The organism is Ruegeria sp. AK4, assembly GCF_056541025.1.
On record NZ_JBQFXS010000007.1, the window covers coordinates 61,478 to 87,844 of the forward strand.

At 62.4% G+C, this 26,367-nt stretch carries 31 protein-coding genes; 15 read left to right on the forward strand and 16 right to left on the reverse strand.

The features are described from left to right. Nucleotides 1-16 precede the first annotated feature (16 nt). The 4 genes from ACR0EZ_RS14110 (at nt 17) to ACR0EZ_RS14125 (ending at nt 4,342) form a co-directional block, all read left to right on the forward strand. Nucleotides 17-487, forward strand: coding sequence for a hypothetical protein (locus ACR0EZ_RS14110; protein ID WP_480614041.1), 471 nt, complete (start codon nt 17-19; stop codon nt 485-487). A gap of 61 nt (nt 488-548) precedes the next feature. Further along, nucleotides 549-1,340 (forward strand): CE1 family esterase, encoded by a 792-nt coding sequence (locus ACR0EZ_RS14115; protein ID WP_480614043.1) that lies wholly within the window; start codon nt 549-551, stop codon nt 1,338-1,340. Between the two features lie 77 nt (nt 1,341-1,417). Continuing rightward, nucleotides 1,418-3,814, forward strand: coding sequence for a phenylalanine--tRNA ligase subunit beta (gene pheT / locus ACR0EZ_RS14120; protein WP_480614045.1), 2,397 nt, complete (start codon nt 1,418-1,420; stop codon nt 3,812-3,814). Between the two features lie 81 nt (nt 3,815-3,895). Then, a complete protein-coding gene (locus ACR0EZ_RS14125; protein ID WP_480614047.1) occupies nt 3,896-4,342 on the forward strand; it encodes a YtoQ family protein in 447 nt (148 codons plus the stop codon). 43 nt (nt 4,343-4,385) lie between these two features. Here the strand turns inward: ACR0EZ_RS14125 and ACR0EZ_RS14130 are convergent, their stop codons facing one another. Beyond that, complete coding sequence (locus tag ACR0EZ_RS14130) at nt 4,386-5,084, reverse strand: glutathione S-transferase family protein (protein ID WP_480614049.1); 699 nt, start codon at nt 5,082-5,084, stop codon at nt 4,386-4,388. Between the two features lie 209 nt (nt 5,085-5,293). On the opposite strand from ACR0EZ_RS14130, the gene ACR0EZ_RS14135 reads away from it, so the two are divergent. Continuing rightward, nucleotides 5,294-6,106, forward strand: a complete 813-nt coding sequence (locus ACR0EZ_RS14135) for a mechanosensitive ion channel family protein (protein ID WP_480614050.1) — start codon at nt 5,294-5,296, stop codon at nt 6,104-6,106. Nucleotides 6,107-6,209: 103 nt separating this feature from the next. Here ACR0EZ_RS14135 and ald read toward each other — a convergent pair whose 3' ends face one another. After that, on the reverse strand, nt 6,210-7,328 hold the full coding sequence (gene ald / locus ACR0EZ_RS14140; protein ID WP_480614052.1) for an alanine dehydrogenase: 1,119 nt from the start codon (nt 7,326-7,328) through the stop codon (nt 6,210-6,212). 135 nt (nt 7,329-7,463) lie between these two features. On the opposite strand from ald, the gene ACR0EZ_RS14145 reads away from it, so the two are divergent. Further along, on the forward strand, nt 7,464-7,922 hold the full coding sequence (locus tag ACR0EZ_RS14145; RefSeq protein WP_480614054.1) for an Lrp/AsnC family transcriptional regulator: 459 nt from the start codon (nt 7,464-7,466) through the stop codon (nt 7,920-7,922). 3 nt (nt 7,923-7,925) lie between these two features. On the opposite strand, the gene ACR0EZ_RS14150 is transcribed toward ACR0EZ_RS14145, so the two are convergent. After that, entirely contained in the window at nt 7,926-8,765 is an 840-nt protein-coding gene (locus ACR0EZ_RS14150; RefSeq protein ID WP_480614056.1) for a CPBP family intramembrane glutamic endopeptidase, read from the reverse strand. Between the two features lie 296 nt (nt 8,766-9,061). On the opposite strand from ACR0EZ_RS14150, the gene ppk2 reads away from it, so the two are divergent. Next, nucleotides 9,062-9,979, forward strand: coding sequence for a polyphosphate kinase 2 (gene ppk2, locus ACR0EZ_RS14155; RefSeq protein WP_480614057.1), 918 nt, complete (start codon nt 9,062-9,064; stop codon nt 9,977-9,979). Between the two features lie 47 nt (nt 9,980-10,026). On the opposite strand, the gene ACR0EZ_RS14160 is transcribed toward ppk2, so the two are convergent. Then, on the reverse strand, nt 10,027-11,163 hold the full coding sequence (locus ACR0EZ_RS14160; protein ID WP_480614059.1) for a CAP domain-containing protein: 1,137 nt from the start codon (nt 11,161-11,163) through the stop codon (nt 10,027-10,029). A 293-nt stretch (nt 11,164-11,456) separates the two neighbouring features. Next, nucleotides 11,457-11,663, reverse strand: a complete 207-nt coding sequence (gene rpsU, locus ACR0EZ_RS14165; protein WP_005614280.1) for a 30S ribosomal protein S21 — start codon at nt 11,661-11,663, stop codon at nt 11,457-11,459. A 111-nt stretch (nt 11,664-11,774) separates the two neighbouring features. Between rpsU and ACR0EZ_RS14170 the strand changes: the two genes are divergently transcribed. Next, the gene (locus ACR0EZ_RS14170) at nt 11,775-12,467 is read left to right on the forward strand and encodes a COQ9 family protein (RefSeq protein ID WP_480614061.1); all 693 of its coding nucleotides are present in this window, start codon (nt 11,775-11,777) and stop codon (nt 12,465-12,467) included. A gap of 55 nt (nt 12,468-12,522) precedes the next feature. Continuing rightward, nucleotides 12,523-13,512 (forward strand): NAD(P)H-quinone oxidoreductase, encoded by a 990-nt coding sequence (locus tag ACR0EZ_RS14175; protein ID WP_480614063.1) that lies wholly within the window; start codon nt 12,523-12,525, stop codon nt 13,510-13,512. Nucleotides 13,513-13,521: 9 nt separating this feature from the next. Here the strand turns inward: ACR0EZ_RS14175 and ACR0EZ_RS14180 are convergent, their stop codons facing one another. Next, nucleotides 13,522-14,379 (reverse strand): DUF2189 domain-containing protein, encoded by an 858-nt coding sequence (locus ACR0EZ_RS14180; protein ID WP_480614065.1) that lies wholly within the window; start codon nt 14,377-14,379, stop codon nt 13,522-13,524. Between the two features lie 193 nt (nt 14,380-14,572). Here ACR0EZ_RS14180 and ACR0EZ_RS14185 point away from each other — a divergent pair, with 193 nt between their 5' ends. Then, complete coding sequence (locus ACR0EZ_RS14185; RefSeq protein ID WP_480614067.1) at nt 14,573-15,556, forward strand: quinone oxidoreductase family protein; 984 nt, start codon at nt 14,573-14,575, stop codon at nt 15,554-15,556. 51 nt (nt 15,557-15,607) lie between these two features. Here the strand turns inward: ACR0EZ_RS14185 and ACR0EZ_RS14190 are convergent, their stop codons facing one another. The 10 genes from ACR0EZ_RS14190 to ACR0EZ_RS14235 all read right to left on the reverse strand — a co-directional run bounded on the left by ACR0EZ_RS14190 (nt 15,608) and on the right by ACR0EZ_RS14235 (nt 22,191). After that, entirely contained in the window at nt 15,608-16,141 is a 534-nt protein-coding gene (locus ACR0EZ_RS14190) for an outer membrane protein (RefSeq protein WP_480614069.1), read from the reverse strand. A gap of 272 nt (nt 16,142-16,413) precedes the next feature. Then, nucleotides 16,414-16,890 (reverse strand): YHS domain-containing (seleno)protein, encoded by a 477-nt coding sequence (locus ACR0EZ_RS14195; RefSeq protein WP_480614070.1) that lies wholly within the window; start codon nt 16,888-16,890, stop codon nt 16,414-16,416. Between the two features lie 190 nt (nt 16,891-17,080). Further along, complete coding sequence (locus ACR0EZ_RS14200; RefSeq protein WP_480614072.1) at nt 17,081-17,350, reverse strand: hypothetical protein; 270 nt, start codon at nt 17,348-17,350, stop codon at nt 17,081-17,083. Then, complete coding sequence (gene plsY, locus ACR0EZ_RS14205; RefSeq protein ID WP_480614074.1) at nt 17,347-17,952, reverse strand: glycerol-3-phosphate 1-O-acyltransferase PlsY; 606 nt, start codon at nt 17,950-17,952, stop codon at nt 17,347-17,349. The genes ACR0EZ_RS14200 and plsY overlap by 4 nt, the downstream gene beginning before the upstream one ends. Continuing rightward, a complete protein-coding gene (pyrC, locus tag ACR0EZ_RS14210) occupies nt 17,952-19,232 on the reverse strand; it encodes a dihydroorotase (protein ID WP_480614076.1) in 1,281 nt (426 codons plus the stop codon). Before pyrC ends, plsY begins: the two co-directional genes overlap by 1 nt. Continuing rightward, nucleotides 19,229-19,681: a hypothetical protein gene (locus ACR0EZ_RS14215; protein WP_480614078.1), complete on the reverse strand. Its 453-nt coding sequence runs from the start codon at nt 19,679-19,681 to the stop codon at nt 19,229-19,231. Before ACR0EZ_RS14215 ends, pyrC begins: the two co-directional genes overlap by 4 nt. Beyond that, nucleotides 19,678-20,064 carry a hypothetical protein gene (locus tag ACR0EZ_RS14220; RefSeq protein ID WP_480614080.1) on the reverse strand — a complete coding sequence of 129 codons (387 nt, stop codon included), beginning with the start codon at nt 20,062-20,064 and terminating at the stop codon, nt 19,678-19,680. Before ACR0EZ_RS14220 ends, ACR0EZ_RS14215 begins: the two co-directional genes overlap by 4 nt. Then, nucleotides 20,049-20,564, reverse strand: a complete 516-nt coding sequence (locus ACR0EZ_RS14225; protein WP_480614082.1) for a hypothetical protein — start codon at nt 20,562-20,564, stop codon at nt 20,049-20,051. The genes ACR0EZ_RS14220 and ACR0EZ_RS14225 overlap by 16 nt, the downstream gene beginning before the upstream one ends. Beyond that, nucleotides 20,561-21,496 carry an aspartate carbamoyltransferase catalytic subunit gene (locus ACR0EZ_RS14230; protein WP_480614084.1) on the reverse strand — a complete coding sequence of 312 codons (936 nt, stop codon included), beginning with the start codon at nt 21,494-21,496 and terminating at the stop codon, nt 20,561-20,563. The genes ACR0EZ_RS14225 and ACR0EZ_RS14230 overlap by 4 nt, the downstream gene beginning before the upstream one ends. 59 nt (nt 21,497-21,555) lie before the next feature. Then, complete coding sequence (locus ACR0EZ_RS14235; RefSeq protein ID WP_480614085.1) at nt 21,556-22,191, reverse strand: scavenger receptor class F, member 2; 636 nt, start codon at nt 22,189-22,191, stop codon at nt 21,556-21,558. Between the two features lie 85 nt (nt 22,192-22,276). Here ACR0EZ_RS14235 and ACR0EZ_RS14240 point away from each other — a divergent pair, with 85 nt between their 5' ends. From ACR0EZ_RS14240 to ACR0EZ_RS14260, 5 genes are all read left to right on the forward strand, one after another. Further along, a complete protein-coding gene (locus ACR0EZ_RS14240) occupies nt 22,277-23,044 on the forward strand; it encodes a uracil-DNA glycosylase (RefSeq protein ID WP_480614479.1) in 768 nt (255 codons plus the stop codon). Further along, nucleotides 23,041-23,640 (forward strand): metallophosphoesterase family protein, encoded by a 600-nt coding sequence (locus ACR0EZ_RS14245; protein WP_480614087.1) that lies wholly within the window; start codon nt 23,041-23,043, stop codon nt 23,638-23,640. Before ACR0EZ_RS14240 ends, ACR0EZ_RS14245 begins: the two co-directional genes overlap by 4 nt. Beyond that, the gene (locus ACR0EZ_RS14250; protein ID WP_480614089.1) at nt 23,637-24,257 is read left to right on the forward strand and encodes a LysE family translocator; all 621 of its coding nucleotides are present in this window, start codon (nt 23,637-23,639) and stop codon (nt 24,255-24,257) included. Before ACR0EZ_RS14245 ends, ACR0EZ_RS14250 begins: the two co-directional genes overlap by 4 nt. Before the next feature lie 5 nt (nt 24,258-24,262). Continuing rightward, complete coding sequence (gene moaB / locus ACR0EZ_RS14255; protein ID WP_480614482.1) at nt 24,263-24,805, forward strand: molybdenum cofactor biosynthesis protein B; 543 nt, start codon at nt 24,263-24,265, stop codon at nt 24,803-24,805. A gap of 106 nt (nt 24,806-24,911) precedes the next feature. Continuing rightward, nucleotides 24,912-26,366 carry an efflux RND transporter periplasmic adaptor subunit gene (locus tag ACR0EZ_RS14260; RefSeq protein WP_480614091.1) on the forward strand — a complete coding sequence of 485 codons (1,455 nt, stop codon included), beginning with the start codon at nt 24,912-24,914 and terminating at the stop codon, nt 26,364-26,366. Nucleotide 26,367: the final 1 nt, after the last annotated feature.

Below are 26,367 nucleotides of genomic sequence, written 5' to 3' on the forward strand. Positions count from 1 at the left end.
TAACATCTGGTTACCGATGAAAAAAATTACCGATTGGACCCCGAAACAGATTTTCGTCACTATGATCTCAGCGCTGGCTGCAATCCTCGGTCTCTGGGGTGGGCTGATCAGCGTCGGGCTGCTCGATCCGGTCTCGCAGGGTGCGTCGCGGGCGGATGCTCAGCTTCGTGACGCGGTTTTGGGCAACTGGTGCGCCACCAAGGAAAACGCAATGTGGTTGGATGCGCGGCTGACATTTGCCGGGCAGGGGCCGCAGACCACTCTGACCTCGGACCTGTTTACCTTTGCCGATTTCGACAATGCGCCGGTTCAATTGTTCAATGAGAATAACCGTGTTGTTTTCACCATGGATGAAAAGCCGGGGATGGTCTATTTCGTTGATGTCACAGGTGAAAACCTGATTTTGGAGATGTATCGCAAGCTTCCGGCCACCGATTTCGGGGCGGGTGAGTTCATGATGCGGCAGTTCTATGAGCGATGCGCTTAAGGCCCGAGCAATAACGCGTAAGTGACGTGACAGGGTGCGTCATCCGATTAGTCTCGGGCGCATGATTCATCGCCTGCTTTTCCTTCTGCTGATCGACTCTCCCGCCGCCGCTGTCGCCACCTGCCATGGCGATACCGCTTGTCAGGTCGGCGACCGCTCGTATCACGTGCTGGAACCGGACGGTTGGGATGGCGAGACGCCTCTGCCCGTGCTGTTGCACTTCCATGGCTGGGCGCGGCAGGGGACCGTGGTGGTGAATCATCAGCGCATTGCCGGGGCGACTAAGCTGCGGGGCGTGTTGCTGGTGGCTCCGAACGGGCTGGGCAAAAGCTGGAATTTCTGGTCGGCGGACACGGCGGATGTGGGTTTTGCCGATCGGGTGCTGCAGGATGTGGCGCGACGCTATCCGGTCGATCCCGACCGCATCTATGTCTCGGGCTATTCCTTTGGCGGCGCGATGGCGTGGCGCTTTGTCTGCCAGTCGGGCAACGACATCGCCGCCTTGCTGGCCGTTGCGGGCAGCATCCGGCAGACCGAGGAGTGCCCCGAGGCCCCGCGCGAGGCGCGGCATGTGCACGGGCTGGACGACTCGGTGATGGATTACCCCTTCGGTCCCGGCGGCGACAGGACGTATCCGGTGGCGCTGTGGCGGGCGAAATACGACTGCAACGGCCCCACCCCGCGCGGGGATTGGAGCGTTGAGCCGTTCCTGACCCTCAGCCGCGTGGAATGGACCGATTGTGCTGGGGGGCAGGTGGTGCTGGACACGCATCCCGGCGGGCATTTTATCCCCCATGGCTGGATCGGCCGGCAACTGGACGAGCTTTTGGGCCGCAGCCCGACCTATCCCTGACGCGCAGCCTTGCACCTTGGCGCAATCTTTGCCATTGCCTTTGCGGACTGGATATCTGCCAAAAAAGGCCCCGAGCAATGAAATTCACTCTGTCCTGGCTGAAAGACCACCTGGAAACCGATGCCTCGGTTGACGAAATCGCCGAGGCGCTGACCGATCTCGGGCTCGAGGTCGAAGAGATCGTGAACCCGGCGGACCGGCTGGCAGGCTTTACGCTGGGCCATGTGAAACACGCGGAAAAGCATCCCGATGCGGACAAGCTGCGCGTGTGCACGGTGGAAACCGATGAGGGCGATCTGCAGATTATCTGCGGCGCGCCCAATGCGCGCGAAGGGATCACGGTCGTGGTCTGCAAGCCGGGCATGTATATCCCCGGTCTGGACCTGACCATCAGCGTCGGCAAGATCCGCGGTGTCGAAAGCTTTGGCATGATGGCGTCCGAGCGCGAGCTGGAACTGTCGGAGGAACATGACGGCATCATCGAACTGCCCTCGGGCGAGGTGGGCGACAAGTTCGTCGACTGGCTGGCAGAGAATGAGCCTTCGAAAGTTGATCCGATGATCGAGATCGCGATCACCCCGAACCGCCCCGATGCGCTGGGCGTGGCGGGGATTGCGCGCGATCTGGCGGCGCGGGGCATCGGCAAGCTGAAACAGCGCGACTATGCGCCGGTACCGGGTGATTTCGACAGCCCGATCAAGGTGGTGATTGATGAGGACACGCTGGACGGCGCGCCGCATTTCACCGGGCGTCTGATCCGGGGCGTGAAGAACGGCCCCAGCCCGCAATGGCTGCAGGATCAGTTGAAGGCGATTGGTCTGCGGCCGATTTCGGCGCTGGTGGATATCACCAACTACATGACCTTCGATCAGAACCGCCCGCTACACGTGTTCGACGCTGACAAGGTGCAGGGCAACCTGCGGGTGCACCGCGCCAAGGGTGGTGAGACGCTGACCGCGCTGGATGAGAAGGAATACACACTGCAGCCCGGCATGATGGTGATATCGGATGACAAGGGCCCCGAATCCATCGCCGGGATCATGGGCGGTGAGGAGACCGGCTGTACCGAGGAAACGGTCAACGTGTTCCTTGAAAGCGCGTTCTGGGATCATGTGCAGATTGCGCTGACCGGTCGGGCGCTTAAGATCAACTCGGACGCGCGCTATCGGTTCGAGCGCGGTGTCGATCCCGAATATACGCTGGAAGGGCTGGAACAGGCGACGCAGATGATCCTCGATATCTGCGGCGGTGAGGTGTCCAAGGTGGTTGAGGCCGGGAAAGCCCCGAACCATGCGCGGGCCTACAAGTTGGATTCCGCCCGCGTGCAGTCGCTGGTCGGGATGGACATTCCCGAGGCCGAGCAGCGCCAGACCCTGACCCGTCTGGGCTTCCGTCTGGAAGGCGAGATGGCGCATGTGCCCAGTTGGCGGCCCGATATCATGGGTGAGGCCGATCTGGTGGAAGAGGTCGCGCGGATTGCCTCGCTGACCAAGCTGCAGGGCAAGCCGCTGCCGCGTGTGACGGATGGTATTCCGAAGGCGGTGATGACCCCGACGCAGCGCCGTCAGTCGATGGCGCGGCGCACATGCGCGGCGCTGGGGTATAATGAATGCGTGTCTTATACCTTCATCGATCAGGCCTCGGCAGCGCTGTTCGGGGGTGGGGATGATGTGACCCGGCTGGAGAACCCGATCTCGTCGGAGATGAGCCATATGCGCCCCGACCTGCTGCCCGGTCTGTTGCAGGCCGCAGCCCGCAATCAGGCGCGCGGTTATGCCGATCTGGCCCTGTTCGAGGTTGGCCCGGTGTTCCATGACGGGGAGCCCGGCGATCAGAAAACCCAGATTGCAGGCCTGCTGGTTGGCCGCAACGGCCCGAAGGATGTGCATGGCGCGTCCCGCCCGGTGGACCTTTACGACGCCAAGGCGGATGCCGAGGCGGTGCTGGCGGCCATAGGCGCGCCCGCCAAGGTGCAGATCCTGCGCGACGGCGATGCCTGGTGGCATCCGGGCCGTCATGGCAAGATCTGTCTGGGTCCGAAGAAAGTGCTGGGCGTGTTCGGTGAGCTGCACCCCCGCGTGCTGCAGGCGATGGACATCAAGGGTCCGGCAGTGGCCTTCACCATCTGGCCGGACGAGGTGCCGCTGCCACGTAAATCCGGTGCCACCCGCGCCGCGCTTGAACTGAGGGACCTGCAGGCGGTCGAGCGTGACTTTGCCTTTGTCGTCGACGCGGGCGTCGAGGCGCTGACGCTGGTCAATGCCGCCGCCGGGGCCGACAAGGCGCTGATCGAGGATGTGCGCGTCTTTGACGAATTCATCGGGGGCAGTCTGGGTGAGGGCAAGAAGTCCATGGCCATCACCGTGCGGCTGCAGCCGTTGGACGCGACCCTGAAGGAAAAGGACATCGAGGCGGTCAGTGCCAAGATCGTCGAGAAGGTGGCGAAAGCCACGGGCGGCGTTTTGCGGGGCTAAGGGCGTTTCCGCCTCCGGCGGGAGTATTTTTGAAAAGATGAAGGGGCGGGGTGCGCCCCATTTTCATAGGAGGAGAAACAGATGTTGAAGGTTTATCTGTCTGGTGAGATTCACACGGATTGGCGTGAGCAGATCGTGGCGGGGGCCGAGGGGCTGGATGTTGCCTTCAGCAGCCCGGTGACGGATCACGCGGCCTCGGACGATTGCGGGGTGGCGATTCTGGGGGCGGAGCCGAACAAGTATTGGCACGATCACAAGGGCGCGATGGTCAACGCGATCCGGACCCGCAAGGGGATCTCGGACGCGGATGTGGTCGTCGTGCGCTTTGGCGACAAGTACAAGCAGTGGAATGCGGCCTTTGACGCGGGCTATGCAGCGGCATTGGGAAAGTCGATCATCGTGCTGCATGGTCCCGACCACCAGCACGCTTTGAAAGAGGTGGATGCCGCCGCGCTGGCCGTGGCGGAAGAGCCGGCGCAGGTGGTTGAGATCCTGCGCTATGTCCTGACGGGCGCGTTGCCCGGCTGAGGTTGGGGCAGGGCGCGCAGGCGCCGCTGCCCGGTTTTTTGGATCAGTCCCGCGCGGGGATGAGCAGGCCTTTCTGGACCGCCGGTCGTTCCAGAAAGCGGTCGAGATAGGCGGCAACGTTGGTGTAGCCGTCCCAGCCAATCACCTCTTTGACGTCGTAATAGTCCAGCCCGCGCAGCCAGGGCGCGATGGCGATGTCGGCGATGGAATAGTCTCCGGCGATCCAGTTCTGCCCGTCCAGTTGCCCGTTCAGAACGTTCAGCAGGCGCTTGGCCTCGGCCACATAGCGTTCGCGGGGGCGGGGGTCTTCGATCTCGCTGCCGGCGAATTTGTGGAAATAGCCCAACTGGCCGAACATCGGCCCCAGCCCGCCCATCTGGAACATCAGCCATTGGGTGACCCGGTGTTTGTCTGCCGCGGTCTGGCCAATGAACTGGCCGCTTTTCTCGGCCAGATACAGCAGGATCGCGCCGCTTTCGAACAGGGCCAGCGGCTCGCCATCCGGCCCGTTGGGGTCGATCAGGGCGGGAATCTTGTTGTTGGGGTTCAGCGACAGGAACTCGGGGCTTTTGACATCGGCATCGGCCAGCGTGACCTTGTGCACCTCATACGGCAGGCCTGTTTCCTCGAGCATGATCGAGGCTTTGACGCCGTTGGGGGTCGGATAGGAATAGAGTTGGATCTTTTCCGGGAACTGCGCAGGCCAGCGGTTCATGATCGGGTGTGATTTGGCGTCCAGCATCGGGGGCTCCTGTTGAAGTGGCTCCTCAAAAGGTAGGCCGCGACACCCGTTCTTGTAAGGCCCAAATGATGTGCAATACCGGTCAATTGGTGTTTGCCGGTGAACAACGGGGAAAACCGGGCCGACTGGCACCTAGACCGAAAGGCATTTTTGGCACAAACTCCGCCGACCCCGCGTGAAGTACGCGGGTTTCTTGTTGTTGAAAGGAGATGCGCGTGGATGAGGTCGTAACACAGGTAGGCGCGTTCGCCCCCCTGATCATGAGTGCGGTCAAGGCTCTGGTCGTTCTGATTCTGGGTTGGATCGTGGCAAGCGCGATCGGTGGCATGGTGCGCCGCCGGATCAACGCGACCCCGCAGATTGACCCGACGCTGGGCAATTTCATGGCCAGCCTGGTCAAATGGGCCATTCTGGCCATGGTGCTTGTGGCCGTTCTGGGCATTTTCGGCATCGAGGCCACAAGCATCGTGGCCATCCTGGGTGCCGCGTCGCTGGCCATCGGTCTGGCGCTGCAGGGCACGCTCAGCGATCTGGCCGCCGGGGTGATGCTGGTGGTGTTCCGGCCCTACAAGCTGGGCCAGTATGTCGATATCGGCGGCACGGCGGGGACGGTGAAGGACCTGAACCTGTTCACGACCGAACTGGTGACGCCTGACAATGTGCAGATCATCGTTCCGAACGGGCAGGCCTGGGGCACTGTCATCACCAACTATTCGGCCCATGACACGCGCCGGGTCGATCTGGTGTTCGGTATTGACTATGGCGACAGCGCCGACAAGGCGATGCAGATCATTCTGGATATCGCCAAGGCGGATGCCCGCATTCACCACGATCCTGAGCCCTGGGTGCGGGTGACCAATCTGGGTGACAGTTCGGTGGACCTGACCGCGCGTCTGTGGTGTGCGGCGGCGGATTACTGGGATGTGAAGTTCGAATTGACCAAGGCGGTCAAGGAAGCCTTTGACGACAAGGGCGTTTCGATCCCCTATCCGCATTCGGTGGAAATCCAGAAACAGGGCTAAGGCTGCTTGCCTGAACGCAACTGCGCCGCGCCTTTTGGCGCGGCGCTTTGCCCAACGCTGTAAAGCGGCCCCCGGCAGGGGCCGTTTTCAGGGGCGGGAGGATTTACGATTTGACCACGATATTGGGCGAGACGACGTCGATCCCCAGTGCCTTGCCAACCGCGTAATAGGTCAGCTGACCGGCATGGACGTTCAGACCTTCCATCAGATGCGGGTCGTCCTGACAGGCCTGTTTCCAGCCCTTGTCCGCCAGCGCCAGCATGAACGGCATCGTGGCGTTGCCCAGAGCAATGGTCGAGGTGCGCGCAACCGCACCCGGCATGTTGGCAACGCAGTAATGCATGACGCCATCGACGTTATAGATCGGATCCGCATGGGTGGTGGCCTTCGAGGTCTCGAAACAGCCGCCCTGATCGATGGCCACGTCCACCAGAACCGCACCCGGTTTCATGGTCGAAAGCTGCTCGCGCGTTATCAGCTTGGGCGCGGCGGCACCGGGGATCAGGACCGCGCCGATCACCATATCGGCATCCTGGATCAGTTCGGCCGTTGCACCGGCGGTCGAATACTGGTTCTTGAACTGGCGGCCATACACATCGTCCAGATAGCGCAGGCGGGGCAGGGACCGGTCCAGAACCGTCACATCCGCGCCCATGCCCGCCGCGATCTTGGCGGCGTGGGTGCCGACAACACCGCCGCCGATCACCACGACCTTGGCCGGGCCAACACCGGGAACACCGCCCATCAGCACACCGCGGCCGCCATTGGCCTTCTGCAGGGTCCATGACCCGACCTGAGGGGCCAGACGACCGGCAACCTCGGACATCGGGGCCAGCAGCGGCAGGCCGCCATTGGCATCGGTCACGGTCTCATAGGCAATCGCGGTACAACCGGATTCCAACAGATCGTGGGTCTGGTCCGGATCGGGCGCAAGGTGCAGATAGGTGAACAGCAGCTGCCCTTCGCGCAGCATCTTGCGTTCGACCGCTTGCGGTTCCTTGACCTTGACGATCATGTCGGCGGTGGCAAACACCTCTTCCGCCGTGTCAACGATACGGGCACCGGCGGCAACATAGGCGTCATTGTCAAAGCCCGAGCCCATCCCGGCCCCGGTTTCGATGATCACCTCGTGACCGCGCGCCACCGCTTCCTGCGCGGCGTTGGGGGTCATGCCGACGCGGAACTCCTGCGGTTTGATTTCCTTGGGGCAGCCGATTTTCATGAGAGACTCCATTCATAAACTGCCTAAATTATGGGCATTCTTCGTTGCAATTTCTGTGAAACATTGCGTGCGAAAGAGCTTTTTCCGGGAAGAATTTCCTGTAAGATGGCAGCTTCTTGCAAAGGATGTGCATGAATGAGCCTTGATACGACGGATCGGAAGATTCTGTCCGCGCTCCAGCGGAACGGCAGAATGTCGAACGCCGAGCTTTCAGAGCAGGCGAATCTGTCGCCCTCGGCCTGCCACCGCCGCGTGCAGCGACTGGAGGCCGAGGGGTATATCCGCAACTATGTCGCCCTGCTGGATGCCCGCAAGATGAACGTGCCCACAACGGTGTTTGTCGAGATCACCCTGCAGGGTCAGGCCGAAGAGGTGCTGGATGCGTTCGAAAAGGCCGTCGCGCGCATTCCGGATGTTCTGGAATGCCATCTGATGGCCGGGACGGCGGATTACATCCTGAAAGTCGTCGCCGAAAACACCGAGGATTTTGCCCGCATTCACCGGCAGTATCTGTCGCGCCTGCCCGGGGTGGCGCAGATGCAAAGCTCGTTTGCCCTGCGGACCGTGTTCAAGACCACGGCCCTGCCGGTTTAAGGCTCAGGCCGGGGCCGGGTAGGTGAAGAAGACCAGATGCACGAAGTTGAAGGCGAAGTGCATCGCGACCGGCACCCACAGCCGACCGGTTGCAGAATAGGCCAATCCGCAGGCCAGACCAAGAAGCGAGGCGAAGATTACCAGCTCGGGTCCACCTCCGAAATGGGCCAGACCAAATGCGAGGCTGGCCAGAGCGATTCCGTTTGCTACCCCGATCCGGGAAACGAGGACGGATTGCAGGTAGCCGCGAAAAAACGCCTCTTCCGTCAGGCAGGTCAGAAACAGGTTTGAAAGTGCGAAGATCAGCCACCAGGGCGGTAGGGTGATCTCGGGCCGGACGGCTTCTGCCGCCAGCCCAATCGCGAACAGGATGGGCAGCAGGGCGAGGCCGAAAATAAGACTCGGAAGGTTTACCATCCGCCCGGTGTTCAGCATTGCGGGCCAGGCCAGCAGGACGGCGAAGAACACCATCGGCTTGTCCATGTTCAGATGCAGGGTGAAGGCGGCACTATCGGGCCCGGCAAGAACCTGATCCAGAATCCGAAGGTTGTAGAACCCCGGAACCAGATGCGCGCCCAGTGCCACGCACCAGACAATCAGTGCCAGATGTCCCAGCCCGGCTGCCCATCCCGACAGACGGGGCAGAAACGACGCGCCCAACACTCCCAAAGCAATGATCGCAGCGGCCAGTGGCGACATCAGCCCGAGGCTCAGCGCGACGCTGCCGAACAGCACCAGAACGGACAATCCGATGGCGGTTCTGCCCGTCAGCACCAGGACCTGCGCCGCGATCAGGATCAGCCAGGGCCAGAGGACCGGCAGTTGAGACAGAAAGAAGGCCACGTGCGTTCCACAGTTTTGCTGACCGCAGTGTTGCCGCGAAAATATACGCCATTGCAAGACGCCAGTCCGGCCCGGCCGGCAACCTGTTGGCATTGCGGCAATTCTGCCGGTTGTATCTGCCGCCCGTCCGGGTCACATTGAGGGCAAAGACCGCAGGGCTGTTGAAATTGCGCCTGTTTCACCCAACAGGACCCCGCACAGCCGTTCCATTGCGATGGCATCAATTTTTCCGATGACATCGGGCGGTTACACATACCCGGTACGGTCCGAACCCGTTGACTGAGAAGGAGCTGATTTTGGCTTACGAAAACAATGACGCGCCCAAAGACTGGCTGGAAGCCGAATTGGAAGACACGCTGGACGAGGACTTTGAGATCGAGTTCAGCGAGCCGATGCTCTCGATGGAAGTCCGCAAGATTTACAAGGACCAACACCCGGACATGCTGGACCGCAAGGTCTATTTCCGCAACCTGCTGCGCCTGCAGGCCGAACTGATCAAGGTGCAGGACTGGGTGCAGCACACCGGGGCCAAGGTCTGTATCCTGTTCGAAGGCCGCGACAGCGCCGGGAAAGGGGGCGTGATCAAGCGCATCACGCAACGGCTGAACCCGCGGGTGGCCCGTGTCGTTGCCCTGCCCGCCCCCAGCCGTCGTGAACAAAGCCAGTGGTATTTCCAGCGCTACGTCCCGCACCTGCCTGCTGCGGGCGAGATCGTTCTGTTCGACCGCTCATGGTACAACCGCGCAGGCGTCGAGCGGGTGATGGGTTTCGCCAACGACGATCAGGTCGAACAGTTCTTTCAGGACGTTCCTGAATTCGAACGGATGCTGGTGCGGTCGGGGATCATTTTGCTGAAATACTGGTTCTCGATCACGGATGAGGAACAGCAGCTGCGATTCCTCATGCGCATTCACGACCCGATGAAGCAGTGGAAACTGTCGCCGATGGATCTGGAATCCCGCATCCGGTGGGAGGCATATACCAAGGCCAAGGAAGACATGCTGTTTCGCACCAACATCCCCGAGGCCCCGTGGTACATCGTGGAGGGCAATGACAAGAAGCGCGAACGCCTGAACTGTATTGAACATCTGCTGACCAAAATCCCCTATGAGGATGTGCCGCAGGAAAAGGTCAACCTGCCCGATCGGCGCTACAATCCCGAATACGAACGCCGCGTTCTGCCGGATGAGCTTCACGTGCCGAAGATCTACTGACCCCGGCTGTGCGAGGCAGAGGGTCTGCCTCGCACCGGAAGGGCCGCTCAGGCGGCGTCCATCATGCAGTCGAAGGTGTAGAAATTGAACTGGAAGACATCGGCTGTATCATCGCATGCAACATCTGACATCGGCGTGTCTTCTTCGACGGTTTCAGAATCGTCCATCACCAGATCGAACGCTTCGGTCGAATCTGACGGGTCCATCCCGCTGTCATCCCAGGCAAACTGATCCAGCCGCGATTGCAGGGCTTCGATAAACGCCTCGATCTCGGCAAGGAAGGCGGCGACGTCGAAACATCCGTCATCTGTTTCGCCACTATCTGTCCCGGGTGTTTCCGGCGCGGGGTCGGCCGTTTCGGTTACGTCCGTATCGGGCGTTTCCGGTGCCGGTTCTTCGGTTTCTGTGACATCGGTATCAGGCGTTTCGGCGACCGGGTCGTCCGTCTCGGTGACATCCGTGTCGGGTGTCTCAGTTTCCGGATCGTCCGTTTCCGTGACGTCTGTATCGGGCGTTTCCGGCGCGGGATCTTCGGTTTCGGTGACATCCACGTCGGGCGTGTCCGGCGTCGGGTCGTTCGTGACATCCGTGTCCGGTGTGTCCGGCGCGGGGGCGGGTGTATCCGCAACGTCCGGGGCCTCGGTCACAGGCTGATCGGGCGCTGGCTGGTCGGTTACTGGCACCTCGGCCACCGGCGGTGTCGGGGCGGGGGGAGTCGCCGCGCCACTATCCAGAACCACCGTTCCGTCCGTGGTGGCGAAGTTCTGCGTGACCATGACCGCGTCAAAGCCTTGCATATCCCCGGTCTCGATCCCGATGCCGATATATTCAAACTCGGGGTTCAGGATGTTGGCTCGGTGGCCGGGGCTGTTCATCAGATTCTGATGCAGCTGGGCCACATCATCTCTGATGCCCGGCGCGCCGCGTTCGGATTGCCAGGCGATGTTTTCACCGGTGCGCCAGCTGCCGGACAGGTCGAACCCGGCATCGCGCATCCGCTCGGTCGCGCTGGAGCCGCCGGCACCGGTATGGCTGAACATGTCGGTGTTCAGCATCCAGGTGCTGTGATCCTCGGACGATTCATTCAGATTGGTTTCCAGTTTCAGCGCGTTCAGCCCGCGGGATGTGCGCTCGGCGTTGATAAGCGCCAGCATTTCCTGCTCGATTGTGCTTGCAGTCGACATTTTGCCTCCGTTTGGTTTGCCGTCTGTTTCGACGGGGCCAGTTACATGGGGCATCGCGGCAGGGGACAGGGGCGCTTATCAGTTGAGCGAAATCCGGCAGGCCCGCGCTACCTGAACGGGATTCGCTGCGCTGCAAAATGCCGGGCAAAATGTTGCTGAGCCGGAATTGGCAGCTTGCCGCACACTGCCCGGCGCGAGTCGGCGGAAAAGAACCAGCCCTGAAAACGACAAACCCCCGGGCGGGGCCTCGGGGGTCGTCAAATAGTGTCATCCAAAGCTGGACGAGCGAGGTTTTAGAGCAAACCTTCGCGCTGGGCTTTCTTGCGTGCCAGTTTACGGGCACGGCGGATCGCTTCAGCTTTCTCGCGCGCTTTCTTCTCGGACGGTTTCTCGAAATGTTGCTTCAGCTTCATTTCACGGAACACGCCTTCGCGCTGCAGCTTTTTCTTCAGGGCACGAAGCGCCTGATCGACGTTATTGTCGCGAACACTAACCTGCATGTGGTTGTCACCACCTTTCTAGATAGAGTTGCAAGGAAATTGCAGGAATTGGCCGTATAGCAAAGCGGGCCTATCTTGTCTAGTACTGGGGCTGAAAGCCGGAGAACCGCCATGACCGTTACCTACGAAGATGCCAAGCAGCAGCTTTTGGATGCAATTCTGATCCATGTTCCTTTCGATGGCTGGTCGGAAACAAGCTTTCGGGCGGCGATTTCCGATTGCGAAATCGATGACGGTCTGGCGCGCGCCATCTGTCCGCGCGGGGCGGTCGATCTGGCGCTGGCCTTTCACGCGCGCGGCGATGCGGCCATGCTGGAGCGAATCAAGTCCGAGGACCTGAGCGCGCTGAAATTCCGCGAAAAGATCGCCGCCGCCGTGCGGTTCCGGCTTGAGGCGGTCGAGGATAAAGAACTGGTGCGCCGGGGCATGACGCTGTTTTCGCTGCCGACCCATGCGGCGGATGGGGCCAAGGCGTTGTGGCAGACTTGCGATCTGATCTGGGACGCGCTGGGTGACACCTCGGACGATGTGAACTGGTACACCAAGCGGATGACGCTGTCGGGGGTCTATTCCTCGACCCTGCTGTTCTGGCTGGGGGATGAGACCCCGGATCATCAGCGCACGTGGGAATTTCTGGACCGGCGCATCGGCGATGTGATGCAGTTCGAAAAGCTCAAGGCGCAGGTGAACGGGAACCCGCTGCTGAAGCCGTTTCTGGCGGTACCGAACTGGCTGGCGGGTCAGGTGCGGGCCCCGATGAAGATGCGTGCTGATCTGCCGGGGCTTCTGAACCCCCGAAAGTAACTGTCTGGGCGTTTGAGCGCAGGCCTGCTAGGCATTGGGCAAAGGAGATTTGCCGATGACCCAGATGATGCGCGCTGTTGAGATCACCACCCCCGGCGGCCCGGATGTTTTGCAGGTGACCGAACGGCCCATGCCCGAGCCCAACGCCGGGCAGGTGATCCTGAAAGTGGCCTATGCCGGGGTGAACCGGCCGGACGCCCTGCAGCGCGCCGGGGCCTATGATCCGCCGCCGGGGGCTAGCGATCTGCCGGGGCTGGAAGCGTCGGGCGAAGTGGTGGCTGTGGGTGCGGGCGTCGAAGGAGTCGCGATCGGCGATCGGGTCTGCGCCCTGCTGCCCGGCGGCGGCTACGCAGAATATGTCGCCACGCCCGCCGCGCATTGCCTGCCCGTGCCTGCTGGTATGGGAATGAAACAGGCCGCCTGCCTGCCCGAAACCTTCTTCACCGTCTGGTCCAACGTCTTCACCCGTGGCGGATTGAAAGCAGGAGAACGCTTTCTGGTCCATGGCGGGTCCAGCGGAATCGGCACCACCGCGATCCAACTCGCCAACGCCTTTGGCGCGCGCGTCTTTGCCACCGCCGGGTCGGACGAAAAATGCGAGGCCTGTGTGAAGCTTGGCGCGGAAAAGGCGATCAACTACCGGGATGAGGATTTTGTGGGCGTCATGCGGGCTGAAGGCGGCGCGAACCTGATCCTCGACATGGTGGGCGGGGATTACATCCCGCGCAACGTCAAGGCTCTGGCCGAGGACGGGCGGCTGGTGCAGATCGCCTTTTTGCAGGGGCCGGTGGTCGAGTTGAATTTTGCCCTGATGATGGTTAAACGCCTGACCCTGACCGGCAGCACCTTGCGCCCGCAAAGCGATCTGGCAAAGGCCAAGATCGCGCAGGATTTGCGCGAGGCCGTCTGGCCCTTGTTGGAGGCCGGGAGGGTCGCTCCGGTCATGGATTCAGAATTCGATCTGGCCGAGGCCGCAGCCGCCCATGCGCGCATGGAAAGCTCGGGCCATATCGGCAAGATCGTTCTGAACATATCCGGCGGGTAACGGCGCGGGTCAGGCGACCGCGCGTCTGTACAGATGCCAGGTCGCGTGGCCCAGCACCGGCATCACCACGATCAGCCCAAGCAGCATCGGAATCGCGCCCAGCACCAGCAGGACCGCGACGATGAAGCCCCATGTCAGAACGACGCCCGGATTGTGCCGCAGCACGCGGACCGAGGTAACGACCGCGACCGGCACGCCGACCTTGCGATCCAGCAGCAGCGGAAAGCTGACGACGCTGATGGCCAGCGCGCACAGGGCAAAGACAAACCCGACCGCCGTGCCGACCACGAACATGGTCCAGCCTGCGCTGGTGGTGAACACATCGGTCGCAAATGCGCCAAGCGAGGCAGGCGGTTCCGGGCCCAGCGTGCGCTCGTAGATGCCTTCAGCAACCCAGAGCCAGATCAGCAGCAGCATCACCAGATAAAAGCCAAGCGCCAGAATCGCGCCGAAGGACGGTGAGCGGAAGACCCCGAACGCGTCCAGCCAGTGGACCGCGCCGCCCTGTTCGCGCTTGCGGCTGATCTCGTACAATCCAACTGCCGCGACCGGGCCGATCAGGGCGAACCCTGCGACCAGAGGGGCCAGAAGCGGCACCATATTCATGTTCACCGCAAATCCGAACATCAGAAGACCGGCAATGGGGTATATCAGCACCACAAATATCGCATCGGCGCGGGTTTCGAGGAAATCGTGATACCCCGCCCGCAGACAGGCGCGCAGATCCTGCAATGTAAGCGTTTGCACCACCGGCAGTTCGCGGGTTTCCGAGCTGCCGATCCGGGATACGCTTTCCGTGACGTGATCGCTGGTAGCGCCAAGGCTTTGGGCCACCCAGCTGATCGGATTACCGATAGTTTTTGCCATCTTGATCCCTTTCCCTGACGAAATGCGCCGCGGGACGGATCCGGCATAAGGTTGCCCGTGGCCGGACCAGCCGGCAACGCCTGTGACCACTATAGCACAGATTCCCAATTCGCCGAATCACCGCTACGAGATTGCACCGATTGCCCTGTTGCGCAGTCGTGTTAGCTTGGGCGCAGGCAAGAAGGAGGTCAGCATGCAGCAAACGGCAAAAACCGTCATCATCCATGAATTCGGCGGACCCGAGGTTTTGCAGATCGAAGACAGGCCGTTGGGCGACCCCGGACCGGGTGAGGTGCGCATTCGCCACCATGCCTGCGGATTGAACTTTATCGATGTCTATCAGCGCACTGGTCTTTATCCGCTGGACCTGCCTCATGCGCTGGGCATGGAAGCCTCGGGCGTGGTCGAGGCCGTGGGCGAGGGCGTGACCCATCTGGAACCCGGCCAGTGCGCCGCTTATGCCGCTGCGCCCTCGGGCGCCTATTGCGAGGCGCGCGTGATGCCCGCCGCGCAGGTCTGCCCGCTGCCCGACGGTATCGGCTTTGAAGCCGCCGCCGCGATGATGCTGAAGGGGATGACGGTCGAATACCTGTTTCACCGCACAACGCCGCTCAGGCGCGGGGATACGGTGTTGTTCCACGCCGCAGCCGGGGGTGTGGGCCTGATCGCCTGCCAATGGGCGAAATCCGAGGGTATCACCCTGATCGGCACCGCCGGGACGGACGAAAAATGTTCCCTCGCGCAGTTCAACGGGGCGGCGCATTGCATCAACTACCGGACCGAGAACTTTGCCGAACGCGTCGCCGAGATCACTGGCGGCAAAGGCGTGGACGCGGTGATGGATTCGGTCGGGGCCGATACGTTCGAGGGGTCGCTGGACTGCCTGAAACCACTGGGGATGATGATTTCCTTCGGCAACGCCTCGGGGCCGGTGCCGCCGGTGAATCTTGGGGTTCTGGCGCAGAAAGGCTCGCTCAAGATCACCCGGCCAACGCTGTTCACGCATATCTCGGACCATGCCGCCTGTCAGGCGATGGCAAGGCGGCTGTTCGGCAAGGTCGAAGGCGGTGAGGTCAAAATCCACATCGATCAGCGCTTCCCGCTGGAACAGGTCGCCGATGCCCATCGTGCGCTCGAGGCGCGCCAGACCACGGGCAGCACGATTCTGGACCTTTGAACGGAAAGACCCGGCGGAAAGCGCCGGGTCTGATGGTCTGTGAGGGATGCCTCAGAACCGATAGGTGGCGCGGAACTGCAGGGTGGTAGCGTCCACATCCACGCCGGTCGAGTTGAAATTGTCGAACTCGTGATACAGCAACTCGCCGCCAATGCTGACATTGGGGGCGACGATCTGCTCGTACCCTGCGCCGATGAACCAGCCATCGTCGCTGCCCAGATTGTCGGTTCCGGCCTCGGCATAGCCAGCGGTTCCGTAAAACAGGCCCTGCGGGTTCACCTTGTATCCGGCGCGCGCCTTGAGGCGCCACACATCCTCGACCTTGGCCGCGCCGGACAGGTTCACATCGGTCCAGTCATAGTCGAAGCCGCCGCCGATCACCCAATCGCCCAGATCATAATCGTAGCCCAGAACGATACCGCCGATCGCGCCATCGCCGTCGATGCCGGACACGTTGGTATCCACGTCGATATAGCCAAGCTGCAGACCGCCATAAAACCCGGTCCAGTTGCCCGAAGATTGCGCAAAGGCCGATCCTGCCGCCAAAGTCGCGACAGCGGTGACGAGTTCCAATTTACCTGTCATCTGTGTTGTCCTTTCGTTCGAAACCAGATCCCGCAGGGGTGTAATTCGCTGCGGGTGCCTGCTGATTGATACGGCCCGATCCCCGGACCGGATCAATGATGTCTGTTCTATTCCAGCCCGTAGTCTTGCGGTTCCGCGCGGTGGCGCGGATGCAGGTCCGTTGAAGCCGGACGCTTGTTTGAAGAAACAGATAGGTGCCGAACCGAAGGGTTCAAAACGACATGCGGCGGCGGATACGCTCCGCCGCCGACACGTCTGAAATATTCAGCGGATTATTGCTGCTGCAGTTCCGCAGGGGTCTTGTCGGCGATGTCTTTCCAGTTGGCATCTGCGCGCTCGTTAAAGCCCGGGATGTCGCCTTCCCAGCGTTCCTGAATATCGGCCGACAGGTTCAGGTACAGCTTGTTGTCAACGATCTTCCAGTAGTTCGGGTCGCCGTCGAACTTGAAGCCCATCGCGGTGCCGAAGGCGCAGTAACCGCCATAAGCGGGCAGATACGCTTCGGGGTTCTGCTCGAACGCCACTTTGTTTTCTTCCGACGCAAAGCGGTACAGCGCTTCGTTGTGCAGCGCGGTGATGCGGTAATCGCCCTTGGTGGCCTCGCCCACGGTGAAATAGGCAACCGGGTCGTAACCCTGCAGCGCCAGACCGGTCGAGCTTGCGTTCAGTTCGACGCCAGCGGCCAGAGTTGTGCTTGCAACCGCGACAGACAGGGCGACACCACCGATGAGGGATTTGATCTTGTTCATGACTTCACCTTTCGTGAATAGGTCCGCTTTCGGGCACCTGAATTTTGCCCCGGCGAACCGGATTTGTTTTTGTGACACCGGCAATTGGCTGTCACGAAATCCAGTTGGGAATTGCCCTGGTCACGTTCAAAGCAATCAATTGTGATTGTGCAGGGGTGAAGAGTCTCTGTTCAGAAATGCAGGGCAGAGGTCAGCCCTCGGGCCGCAGCGCGAGGACGAATTCGATGACTTTGCAGACGGGCATTTCGCAGGGTCGTAGCAGCAGGCCGCTGTTGCGGGTCTGGTACAGGTTGAGGCTGATATAGTCATTGCCGCCCCTTTGATGCGCGACCAGTTTATGGGCCTTTCCGCCCGCCATCGCCTGCCGGGTGACGACATAGCGCAGGCCATCTGCCGTGCCGGTGAACGTGCCGAGAGGCAGGTCGAAGAACGCGGATGCAAACGCGTCGGGCGGGGTCACGATTTGCCGATTTTGGGCTCGGTCCCGGCCTTGATGCGCGCGACATTGGCGCTGTGGCGCCAATAGACCAGCAGGGTCAGAACGATGCCGAGGATGAAGGTCGAGCCATCCGTCAGCACCACGATCCAGGTCGTCGACAGCGCCGCTGCCGCCAGCGCCCCGACCGAGGACATCCGCCAGATCGCCACCGCAACCAGCCAGGACAGGCAGCAGGCCACGCCCACGGGCCAGGCGAGCATCAGCCACAGGCCCAGAAAGGTCGCAACACCCTTGCCGCCCCTGAACCCCAGCCAGACCGGGAAACAATGCCCCACAAAAGCGGCCAGCGCCGCAATCTGTGCCGCATCTTCCCCGGCGAAGACCCGGGCCAGCAGGACAGCGACGGCCCCCTTGCCGCCGTCAAACAGCACCGTCAGGCCAGCTGCCGTTTTGTTTCCCGTGCGCAGAACATTGGTGGCCCCGATATTGCCGGACCCGATATTGCGCAGATTGCCCAGCCCCATGACACGGGCGAGGATCATGCCAAACGGGATGGACCCCATCAGGTATCCAAGCCCTGCCCACAGGATCAGCTGGGTCGTTGTACTGTCGATCGGGGGCATCAGGGTCTCCGGTAAACTTCTTGGCCTGCGACATAGGTCGCTGTGACCTTACCCTGCATCTTCTGCCCGTCAAACGGTGTGTTCTGGGATTTGGATTTAAGAACAAAGCGGTCGAGCACAAAAGGCACATCCGGGTCGAACAGAACCAGATCCGCCGGTGCGCCCTGCGACAGGCGGCCCGCGCCCAGCCCCAGCCGTTTCGCCGGGTTCAGCGCCATGGCGCGGAACAGGGTCGGCAGGTCCAACTGCCCCGCATGATAGAGGCGCAGTGCCGCAGGCAGCAGCGTCTCAAGCGCCACCGCGCCCGAGGCGGCCTCGGCAAACGGCAGGCGTTTGCTTTCCTCGTCCTGCGGCGTGTGCATCGAACTGATCGTGTCGATCAGCCCGGTACGGACCGCTTCGATCACCGCCTGCCGGTCGTCCTCGGATCGCAGCGGCGGCTTGACCTTGAAGAAGGTGCGATAATCGGCCACGTCCAACTCGTTCAGCGTCAGATGGTGGATCGAGGTCCCGGCGGTGATGTCCAGCCCGTTCCGCTTGGCCCGTTCCAAAGCGGGCAGGGCGCGGGCGGTGGTGATCTGGTCGGCGTGATACGCGGCCCCGGTCATCTCCAACAGCGCGATGTCGCGGTCCAGACCCATACGTTCCGCCATGGGAGAAACTGCGGGCAATCCGCGCAGGGCGGCGAATTTGCCGCTGGTGGCGGCCGCCCCGGCGCTCAGCCCCGGTTCCTGGGGGTGGGCAATCACCAGCGCGCCACAGGACTTCGCATAGGTCAGCGCGCGCGAAAACACCTTGGTATTGGCCACCACGTGGTCGCAATCGGTAAAGGCGACAGCCCCGGCATCGAGCAGAAACCCGATCTCGGTCATTTCACGCCCGTCGCGCCCCTTGGTCAGCGCCGCCATCGGCAGCACGTTGACCGGCGCATCCGCCTGCGCGCGCCTTGTGGCGAATTCCAGCGTTTCCGGCGTATCGACCGCAGGCAGCGTATCGGGCCGGGTGACGATAGTGGTCACCCCCCCGGCAGCCGCGGCGAGACCCGCTGATTTATAGCTCTCCTTGTGCCGCTCGCCCGGCTCGCAGACCTTGACGCCGATATCGACGATACCGGGCGCGAGGCACTGCCCGCCGCAGTCGATCACCTGCCCGTCAGTGCCAGGCGCATCCCCATCGCCCTTGCCCTGAATTAGACCATCGGCAATGTGCAGCCAGCCGAGACTGTCCGTGCCGGTTTCCGGGTCGATCAGACGGGCGTTGGTGAAGATCAGGGCAGTCATGTCTGGGCCTCTCGGGCTTGGGTCAGCGCCTTCAAAACAGTGTCGGGATCGGACAGGTGTTCAAAGGCAAAGAAGGGATGACGGTCAAACAAGATCGCGCGGCGTCCGGTTCGAAAGGTCAGAAAATTGTCGATTTTCAGGCTTTTGGACTTTAACTCTCTGTTGAGTTTCCAGGCGCTGTGCGAGGTGACTGCGTACATGCGCTGCGCCCGAACGAAACGGTCTGCGTAGATCACGAAGGCAAAGCCAATCGTACAAAAAAAGATCTCCCAGAATTCCCGGACAGTTTCGATCATCCATGGGCTACCCGCCCAAATCCCGATGAGCAGAAGCAGTATTGCTTTGTAGGCCCAGCCATAGCGCGGCGGAAAAAAACCCTGATCCGGCTGCCCGACCCACAGAATCTTTTCGCCATCAGGAATTTGTTCTCGCCACCACTCGTCGCTCATCCCATCTCCCTTTCAATCGCGGCTTTGGTGGCGGCGGGGTCGGCCTGATACTTGATCAGGTGCTTGTCGCCGCCTTTGGTGACAATCTGGACGAAGCTGCCCATCGTTTTGACCGCCTCGATCTGGTTCAGCGCCACCTTGCGCGGGCCGGGGCCGGTGAGGGTGGTCTCGGTCATCTCCCACGTGTTGTTCAGTTCTTCCGAGGCCAGATACCACGCGCGGACAGCAACGGCGGCCAGCCCGGCGGGTGCGCCGGTCCAGACATAGGGGTTGCCGATCAGCCAAAGCACCACCATCGCCGCCGCCATTGCGAACGCGGCCAACCACGCGTTGGTGCGGATGTAAGCGCCTTTGTCGGGGGCGAAGGTCACAGGATCAGCCACAGGGCACCTCCGATCACAAGCAGGATCACCAGCGCCAAAAGGGCCGAGCCGATGCGCCGGGGTTGCGCGTCCGGCGGGGTCTTAGGGGCCGAGAACGGCCTGGCGCTTTCGGTTTCGATCACGCCGCCAGTCCAGTTGGTGGCCTCTTCGGTGAACAGACCAATCAAGTGCAGGCGCGGGTCGGGTTCGATACTGGCCGCGCGCCCGTGAAAGGCGGCGCTGCGCAGGGCCAGGACCCAGCCCTCGACAGCCTCCAACGCAGTACGGTCCAACTGATCCGCCGACACTCCGCAGCCCTCGTTCAGATAGCCGTACAGCCCAAGGTCTTCGAGGTCGGAGACCGGGAAGATATCGATCTGCGCGGGGTCCAGCCCCTCGACCCCCAGAACCTGATCGGCGGCACCGGGTTCGCGCAGGAACTTCGCCTCTTCCGGGCGCATGCCCAGCGTGAACAGGCGGATCACGCCGCGTTCATGGGGGGCGACGGTCAGGTCGTTCATGCGGCCTCGGCCAGATTGCGGGCCAGCAGTTCCATCGCGGCCATGCGCACGGCGACGCCCATTTCGACCTGTTCCTGAATGACCGAGCGGTTGATGTCATCGGCCAGCGTGCCGTCGATTTCCACCCCGCGGTTCATCGGGCCGGGATGCATGACGATGGCGTCCGGCTTGGCAAGCGCCAGTTTCTCGGCGTTCAACCCATAGCGGTGATAGTATTCGCGTTCCGAGGGGATGAAGCCGCCATCCATTCGCTCGCGCTGAAGGCGCAGCATCATCACCACATCGACGTCTTTCAGGCCTTCGTTCATATCGTCGTAAATCTCGGCCCCGAACTCGGCGAACTGACCGGGCACCAGCGTCGGCGGGCCGATCAGGCGGATGCGGTTCTCCATCTTGCCCAGCAGGATCAGGTTTGACCTTGCTACGCGGGAATGCGCGACATCGCCGCAAATCGCGATGTTTAGCCGGTGCAGGCGGCCCTTGGCGCGGCGGATGGTCAGCGCGTCCAGCAAGGCCTGCGTCGGGTGTTCGTGCCGCCCGTCGCCTGCGTTCAAAACGGCGCAGTTGACCTTTTGCGCCAGCAGATCGACCGCACCGGAATGCGGGTGCCGCACCACCAGCAGGTCGGGATGCATCGCGTTCAGCGTCATCGCGGTGTCGATCAGCGTCTCACCCTTTTTGATCGAACTCGCCTGCATCGCCATGTTCATCACGTCGGCCCCCAACCGCTTGCCTGCCAGTTCGAAACTGGCCTGCGTGCGGGTTGAGTTCTCAAAAAACATGTTGATCTGGGTCAGTCCTGCCAGCACGTCGGAATGCTTGGTCGACTGGCGGTTCATTTCGACATATTTTTCGGCCAGATCAAGGATGGCGGTGATATCGGATTGCGACAGATGCTCGATGCCAAGAAGGTGACGATGGGCGAAACGCATGGGCGGGCTCCTGTCTGACAATCGGGCCGCTTATAGGAAGCTGCGCGGGCAGAAGCAACCTAGGGATCGGTGCCCTCGGGCAATATCTCGCACCCGCCTTCGGGCAAGCAGCGCTCGCCCGGTTTGCACCATTTGCCATAGCCGCAGTCGATCGCCCTGACGGGCACGCAGCCCTGGTTGCGCGAGCATTTGAAGCCGGGGCGGCATTGCGAGCCGGTTTTTTCGCACAAGTACCAGCCGGGGCGCGAGCAGCCGCCCTGCGGCAGGCAATAGGTGCCCGAGACACAGCTGCGCCCATCGGCGCACTGCGTCTGAAGGTTGAAACCGGGGGAGGGGGTGGGATCGAATTCGGGCGTCAGCGGCTCGCATTCCCCGCGCCCGTTGCAGAAACTGCCGCCCGGGCAGTCGAGGCGCGAGCGGCATTTATTCGCCCCCGCCGGCGCACAGCGGGTGCCCCCGGCCACGCAGCGTTCGAACGGGCCGCAGCGGCGGCCGCCGCCGCAATAGGTGCCGCCCAGCGGGATGCAATGGTTGTCAAAGCTGCATCGCTGCCCGCCGGAACAGCAGCGGCTGCCGCAGGCGAACTGGCCCCCTCGGCACTGGTCGCGTTGGGTGTTGATCTGGGCAAATCCGGGCTGGCCGCTGGTGACGGCAAACAGCACTCCGATCAGAAGGAATCGCAAAACTGACAGCATGAATGCGCCCATGGTCGGTGCGACCCGGTGCCATGGCAAGGTCTATTCGCTTTCCCTCGGTCAAAAGGTGGTTAGATTGAAAGGCATGGAATCGGCTTTGGATTATCACACCGCGCGGGCGCTGCTGGACTGGCAGATCGAACTGGGCGTCACCGATGCCATCGGCGATGCGCCGGTGGATCGATACGCGCTGCCGGATACCGCGCCCAGGCCGAAGAAGTCGCAGCCTGCACAGGCGGCACCGGCAAAGCCTGAGCAGGTTGATCCGGTTGCGGTCGCCCGGCAGGCGGCGCGCGAGGCGGGTTCGTTGGACCAATTGCGCGCGGCGATGGATGCGTTCGCGCATTGCGAGTTGAAAAAGGGCGCACGGCAGTTGGTCTTTGCCGACGGCACACCGGGCGCGCGGGTGATGATCATTGGCGAGGCTCCGGGCCGGGACGAAGACCGCGAGGGCAAACCCTTTGTCGGCCGGGCCGGGCAGTTGCTGGACCGGATGCTGGCGGCGATTGATCTGGATCGGCGCGAAAATGTCTATATCACCAATGTTCTGCCCTGGCGGCCGCCGCAAAACCGCGACCCCAAGCCGGAAGAGATCGGCATGATGAAACCGTTTCTGGACCGCCACGTGGCTCTGGCGAAACCGCAGATTCTGGTGGTGATGGGCAATATCTCTTGCCAGGCGGTGCTGGGCAAACGCGGCATCACGCGGCTGCGCGGGAATTGGGATCAGGCGCTGGACCTGCCGGTGATCCCGATGTTCCATCCCGCATACTTGCTGCGGCAACCTCAGATGAAGCGGCAGGCCTGGGCGGACTTGTTAGAATTGCGGGCACGGCTGGAGGCGGCGCGATGAGGATACTGGCCTTCTCCGACCTGCACATGGCGCGCAACCGGGCCGCTGATCTGGTTGCGGCCAGTGCGGATGCCGATCTGGTGATCGGAGCCGGAGACTACTGCAACATGCGGCAGGGTCTGGACGAAGCGATGGCGATGCTGTCCGGCATCTCGGCCCCGCTGGCGCTGGTGCCGGGCAACGCCGAAAGCGCCGGAGAGCTAGCCGATGCCGCGCCCGAGGGGGTGCACGTGCTGCACGGCTCGGGCATGACCATCGACGGCCTGCGCCTGTTCGGTCTGGGATATGGCGTGCCGGTCACGCCGTTCGGCGACTGGTCCTGTGACCTGACCGAGGCGGAAGCGACCGAAATGCTGGATCGCTGCGACGGTGCCGATGTGCTGATCGTGCATTCCCCGCCCAAAGGCCATGGCGATACCACATCGCAGGGCCAGTCGGTTGGCTCGGTCGCAGTGCGCGATGCGGTGGAACGGATACAGCCCGCCTTTGTGTTCTGCGGTCATATCCATGACAGCTGGGGCTATCGCGGCACCTTGGGGCGCGCGCAAATTGCCAATCTTGGCCCCAAGATACATTGGTTCGAGGTCCCCTCATGATCGAAACGGTAACGCTGCTGGCTTTTGTGCCAGCTGCTCTGGCGCTGAGTTTTACCCCAGGCGCGGATATGATGTTCTGTTTCGGGCAGGGGCTACGGTCCGGCGCGAAACCGGCGCTGGTGGCCAGTGCCGGTGTCTCGACGGGTTTGATGATCCACGTTCTGCTGGCCGGGCTGGGGCTGGGCGCGGCTGTGTCTGCCGTGCCCTGGCTGTTCGATGTGATCCGCTGGGTGGGTGTGGCTTACCTGCTGTATCTGGCCTGGGGCGCGATCCGGAACGGAGCCGTTTCCGGCGACGCACCCACGAAACCCGCGCATTTTGCCTTTCGGGATGGGCTGGTCGTCAACCTGACCAATCCCAAAGTCATCCTGTTCGTGCTGGCCTTCATTCCGCAATTCGTCGATCCCTCGGTTGGTCCGATCCTGCCGCAGTTCCTGATCCTCGGTGCCATGATTGCGCTGAGCGGGTTTGTGGTGAACGGGCTGGTGGGCATTTTTGCGGGCGGGGCCGGGCGGGTGCTGATTTCGAACCCGCGCGCCTCGCGGATCATGGGCTGGGTCACGGGGGGCATCTTTGCCGCGCTGGCGGTCCGGCTGGCCATCATGGAAAGGGCCTGATGCAGATGTCGCGCATCGACGAAAGCATGGAGTTCATACCGGTCCGGATCGCCGTTCTGACCGTGTCCGACACCCGCTCGCTGGCCGAAGACCGCTCGGGGCAGACGCTGGTGGACCGGATCGAACGCGCGGGGCATGCCGTGGCCGATCGCAAGATCATCCCCGATGAACGAGCGCAGATCGCCGACCAGCTAAGGGTCTGGATCGCGGACCCTGAGATTGACGTTGTGATCTCGACCGGCGGCACCGGATTGACCGGGCGCGACGTGACGGTCGAAGCCCATCGCGACGTCTATGAAAAAGAGATCGAGGCGTTCGGAACCGTGTTCACCATCCTGTCGATGGAGAAAATCGGCACCTCCGCCGTGCAGTCCCGTGCCACCGGCGGTGTTGCGGGCGGCACCTATCTGTTCGCGCTGCCCGGCAGCCCCGGTGCCTGCAAGGACGCCTGGGACGGGATTTTGCAGAAACAGTTCGATTACCGCCACCGTCCCTGCAATTTTGTGGAAATAATGCCCAGATTGGACGAACACCTGCGACGGAAGTAGACTGGTCGTACGTTCAACATCTTATAACCGCTTTGTGGCTTGGCATATTTCACCGTCCGGCTACATTTTGCGGAAGGCAGCATATTGCAACCGGGGTTAGTGGTTAATGCGATTCTTGCGGCAAAGTCTTGTCGGTGTGTTTCTGGCGTCTCTGACGCTGGCGCTGCTGTTTGTTGCGGCGCAGATGATCATGGGGGCGGTACAGGATGTGCTGACCCGTGAAGACAAAGCGCCTGCGGCGCGGGAACGGATTTTCGCCGTAACCGTCAAGTCAGCCGAGCTGGAAACGGTCACGCCCCATCTTGAAGCCTTTGGCGAGGTGCAAAGCCGCCGCCGTCTGGAACTGCGCGCGGCGCTGGGGGGCCGCGTGGTCGCGCTGGCGGATGATTTTGAGGATGGCGGCACGGTCACGGCGGGCGAGGTTCTGGTCGAACTTGATCCGGCGGATGCGCAATCGGCGCTGGATCGTGCCAAATCCGACCTGCTGGATGCGCAGTTTGAAGAACGCGATGCCGAACGGTCGCTGCTGCTGGCGCAGGACGAGTTGAAATCCGCCGAGGCGCAGGCCGAACTGCGCCAGCGCGCCCTGCAGCGGCAGCGCGATCTTGAATCGCGCGGCGTCGGTGCGACGGCCAGCGTGGAAGAGGCGGAACTGGCGGCTGCGGTTGCCGAGCAATCGGTATTGGCCCGCAGGATCGCCCTGGCGCAGGCGGAATCCCGTGTCGATCAGGCAACCACCTTGCAGGCGCGCGCGGTGATCGCGCTCGAGGCCGCCGAACGGGATCTGGATGACATGACCGTCCGCGCAGGTTTTGGCGGAACGCTGACCGATGTCACGCTGGTCGAAGGGCGGCTTGTATCGGCGAACGAAAAACTGGCGGAACTTGTGGACCCGAACGCGCTGGAGGTCGCCTTTCGGGTGTCCACCGCGCAGTTTGTGCGGCTGCTGGACCCTGACGGCGCACTGATCAATGCGCCCGTCACCATCTCGCTGGAGGTCACCGGCACCGATCTGACCGCCACCGGCAGTATCAGCCGCGACAGCGGCTCGGCGGGAGAGGGGCAGACGGGCCGGTTGGTCTATGCCCGTCTGGACAGCGCGCCGGGGTTCAAGCCGGGGGATTTCGTGACGGTTACCGTGGAAGAGCAACCTCTGGACGCGGTGGTGCGCCTGCCGTCGTCGGTGCTTGATGCCTCGGGGACGGTTCTGGTGCTGGGCGCGGATGACCGGCTTGAGGTTCTGCCCGTGACCCTGATCCGCAGGCAGGGGGACGAGGTTCTGCTGCGCGGCGAAGGGCTGGAAGGGCGCGAGGTCGTGATCGGCCGCACGCCCCTGCTGGGAACGGGCATCCGTGTCCGCCCGCTGCGGACCGAGGCCAATGCCGGCGCGGACCCGGACATGGTCGAACTGTCCGACGAACGCCGCGCCGCGCTGGTGGCGCAGGTCGAAGCCAGCGAGCGTATGCCGCAGGATGTCAAGGCGCGGATGCTCGGGCAGCTGGAAGAGGCCAAGGTGCCCGCGTCGCTGGTCCGCACCATTGAAAACCGGGCCGGGGGCTAGC

Bases quoted from the DNA above. Each gene is read 5' to 3' on its own strand.
- ACR0EZ_RS14170 (WP_480614061.1), top strand. From the start codon at position 11,775: ATGACCGTTACCTACGAAGATGCCAAGCAGCAGCTTTTGGATGCAATT.
- ACR0EZ_RS14245 (WP_480614087.1), top strand. From the start codon at position 23,041: ATGAGGATACTGGCCTTCTCCGACCTGCACATGGCGCGCAACCGGGCC.
- rpsU (WP_005614280.1), bottom strand. From the start codon at position 11,663: ATGCAGGTTAGTGTTCGCGACAATAACGTCGATCAGGCGCTTCGTGCC.
- ACR0EZ_RS14125 (WP_480614047.1), top strand. From the start codon at position 3,896: ATGTTGAAGGTTTATCTGTCTGGTGAGATTCACACGGATTGGCGTGAG.
- plsY (WP_480614074.1), bottom strand. From the start codon at position 17,952: ATGCCCCCGATCGACAGTACAACGACCCAGCTGATCCTGTGGGCAGGG.
- ACR0EZ_RS14110 (WP_480614041.1), top strand. From the start codon at position 17: ATGAAAAAAATTACCGATTGGACCCCGAAACAGATTTTCGTCACTATG.
- ACR0EZ_RS14160 (WP_480614059.1), bottom strand. From the start codon at position 11,163: ATGTCGACTGCAAGCACAATCGAGCAGGAAATGCTGGCGCTTATCAAC.
- ACR0EZ_RS14235 (WP_480614085.1), bottom strand. From the start codon at position 22,191: ATGCTGTCAGTTTTGCGATTCCTTCTGATCGGAGTGCTGTTTGCCGTC.
- ACR0EZ_RS14115 (WP_480614043.1), top strand. From the start codon at position 549: ATGATTCATCGCCTGCTTTTCCTTCTGCTGATCGACTCTCCCGCCGCC.
- ACR0EZ_RS14230 (WP_480614084.1), bottom strand. From the start codon at position 21,496: ATGCGTTTCGCCCATCGTCACCTTCTTGGCATCGAGCATCTGTCGCAA.
- ald (WP_480614052.1), bottom strand. From the start codon at position 7,328: ATGAAAATCGGCTGCCCCAAGGAAATCAAACCGCAGGAGTTCCGCGTC.
- ACR0EZ_RS14225 (WP_480614082.1), bottom strand. From the start codon at position 20,564: ATGAACGACCTGACCGTCGCCCCCCATGAACGCGGCGTGATCCGCCTG.
- ACR0EZ_RS14250 (WP_480614089.1), top strand. From the start codon at position 23,637: ATGATCGAAACGGTAACGCTGCTGGCTTTTGTGCCAGCTGCTCTGGCG.
- ACR0EZ_RS14135 (WP_480614050.1), top strand. From the start codon at position 5,294: ATGCGCGTGGATGAGGTCGTAACACAGGTAGGCGCGTTCGCCCCCCTG.
- ACR0EZ_RS14175 (WP_480614063.1), top strand. From the start codon at position 12,523: ATGACCCAGATGATGCGCGCTGTTGAGATCACCACCCCCGGCGGCCCG.
- ACR0EZ_RS14130 (WP_480614049.1), bottom strand. From the start codon at position 5,084: ATGCTGGACGCCAAATCACACCCGATCATGAACCGCTGGCCTGCGCAG.
- ACR0EZ_RS14215 (WP_480614078.1), bottom strand. From the start codon at position 19,681: ATGAGCGACGAGTGGTGGCGAGAACAAATTCCTGATGGCGAAAAGATT.
- pheT (WP_480614045.1), top strand. From the start codon at position 1,418: ATGAAATTCACTCTGTCCTGGCTGAAAGACCACCTGGAAACCGATGCC.
- ACR0EZ_RS14195 (WP_480614070.1), bottom strand. From the start codon at position 16,890: ATGAACAAGATCAAATCCCTCATCGGTGGTGTCGCCCTGTCTGTCGCG.
- ACR0EZ_RS14185 (WP_480614067.1), top strand. From the start codon at position 14,573: ATGCAGCAAACGGCAAAAACCGTCATCATCCATGAATTCGGCGGACCC.
- ACR0EZ_RS14260 (WP_480614091.1), top strand. From the start codon at position 24,912: ATGCGATTCTTGCGGCAAAGTCTTGTCGGTGTGTTTCTGGCGTCTCTG.
- ACR0EZ_RS14240 (WP_480614479.1), top strand. From the start codon at position 22,277: ATGGAATCGGCTTTGGATTATCACACCGCGCGGGCGCTGCTGGACTGG.
- ACR0EZ_RS14145 (WP_480614054.1), top strand. From the start codon at position 7,464: ATGAGCCTTGATACGACGGATCGGAAGATTCTGTCCGCGCTCCAGCGG.
- ACR0EZ_RS14190 (WP_480614069.1), bottom strand. From the start codon at position 16,141: ATGACAGGTAAATTGGAACTCGTCACCGCTGTCGCGACTTTGGCGGCA.
- pyrC (WP_480614076.1), bottom strand. From the start codon at position 19,232: ATGACTGCCCTGATCTTCACCAACGCCCGTCTGATCGACCCGGAAACC.
- moaB (WP_480614482.1), top strand. From the start codon at position 24,263: ATGTCGCGCATCGACGAAAGCATGGAGTTCATACCGGTCCGGATCGCC.
- ACR0EZ_RS14180 (WP_480614065.1), bottom strand. From the start codon at position 14,379: ATGGCAAAAACTATCGGTAATCCGATCAGCTGGGTGGCCCAAAGCCTT.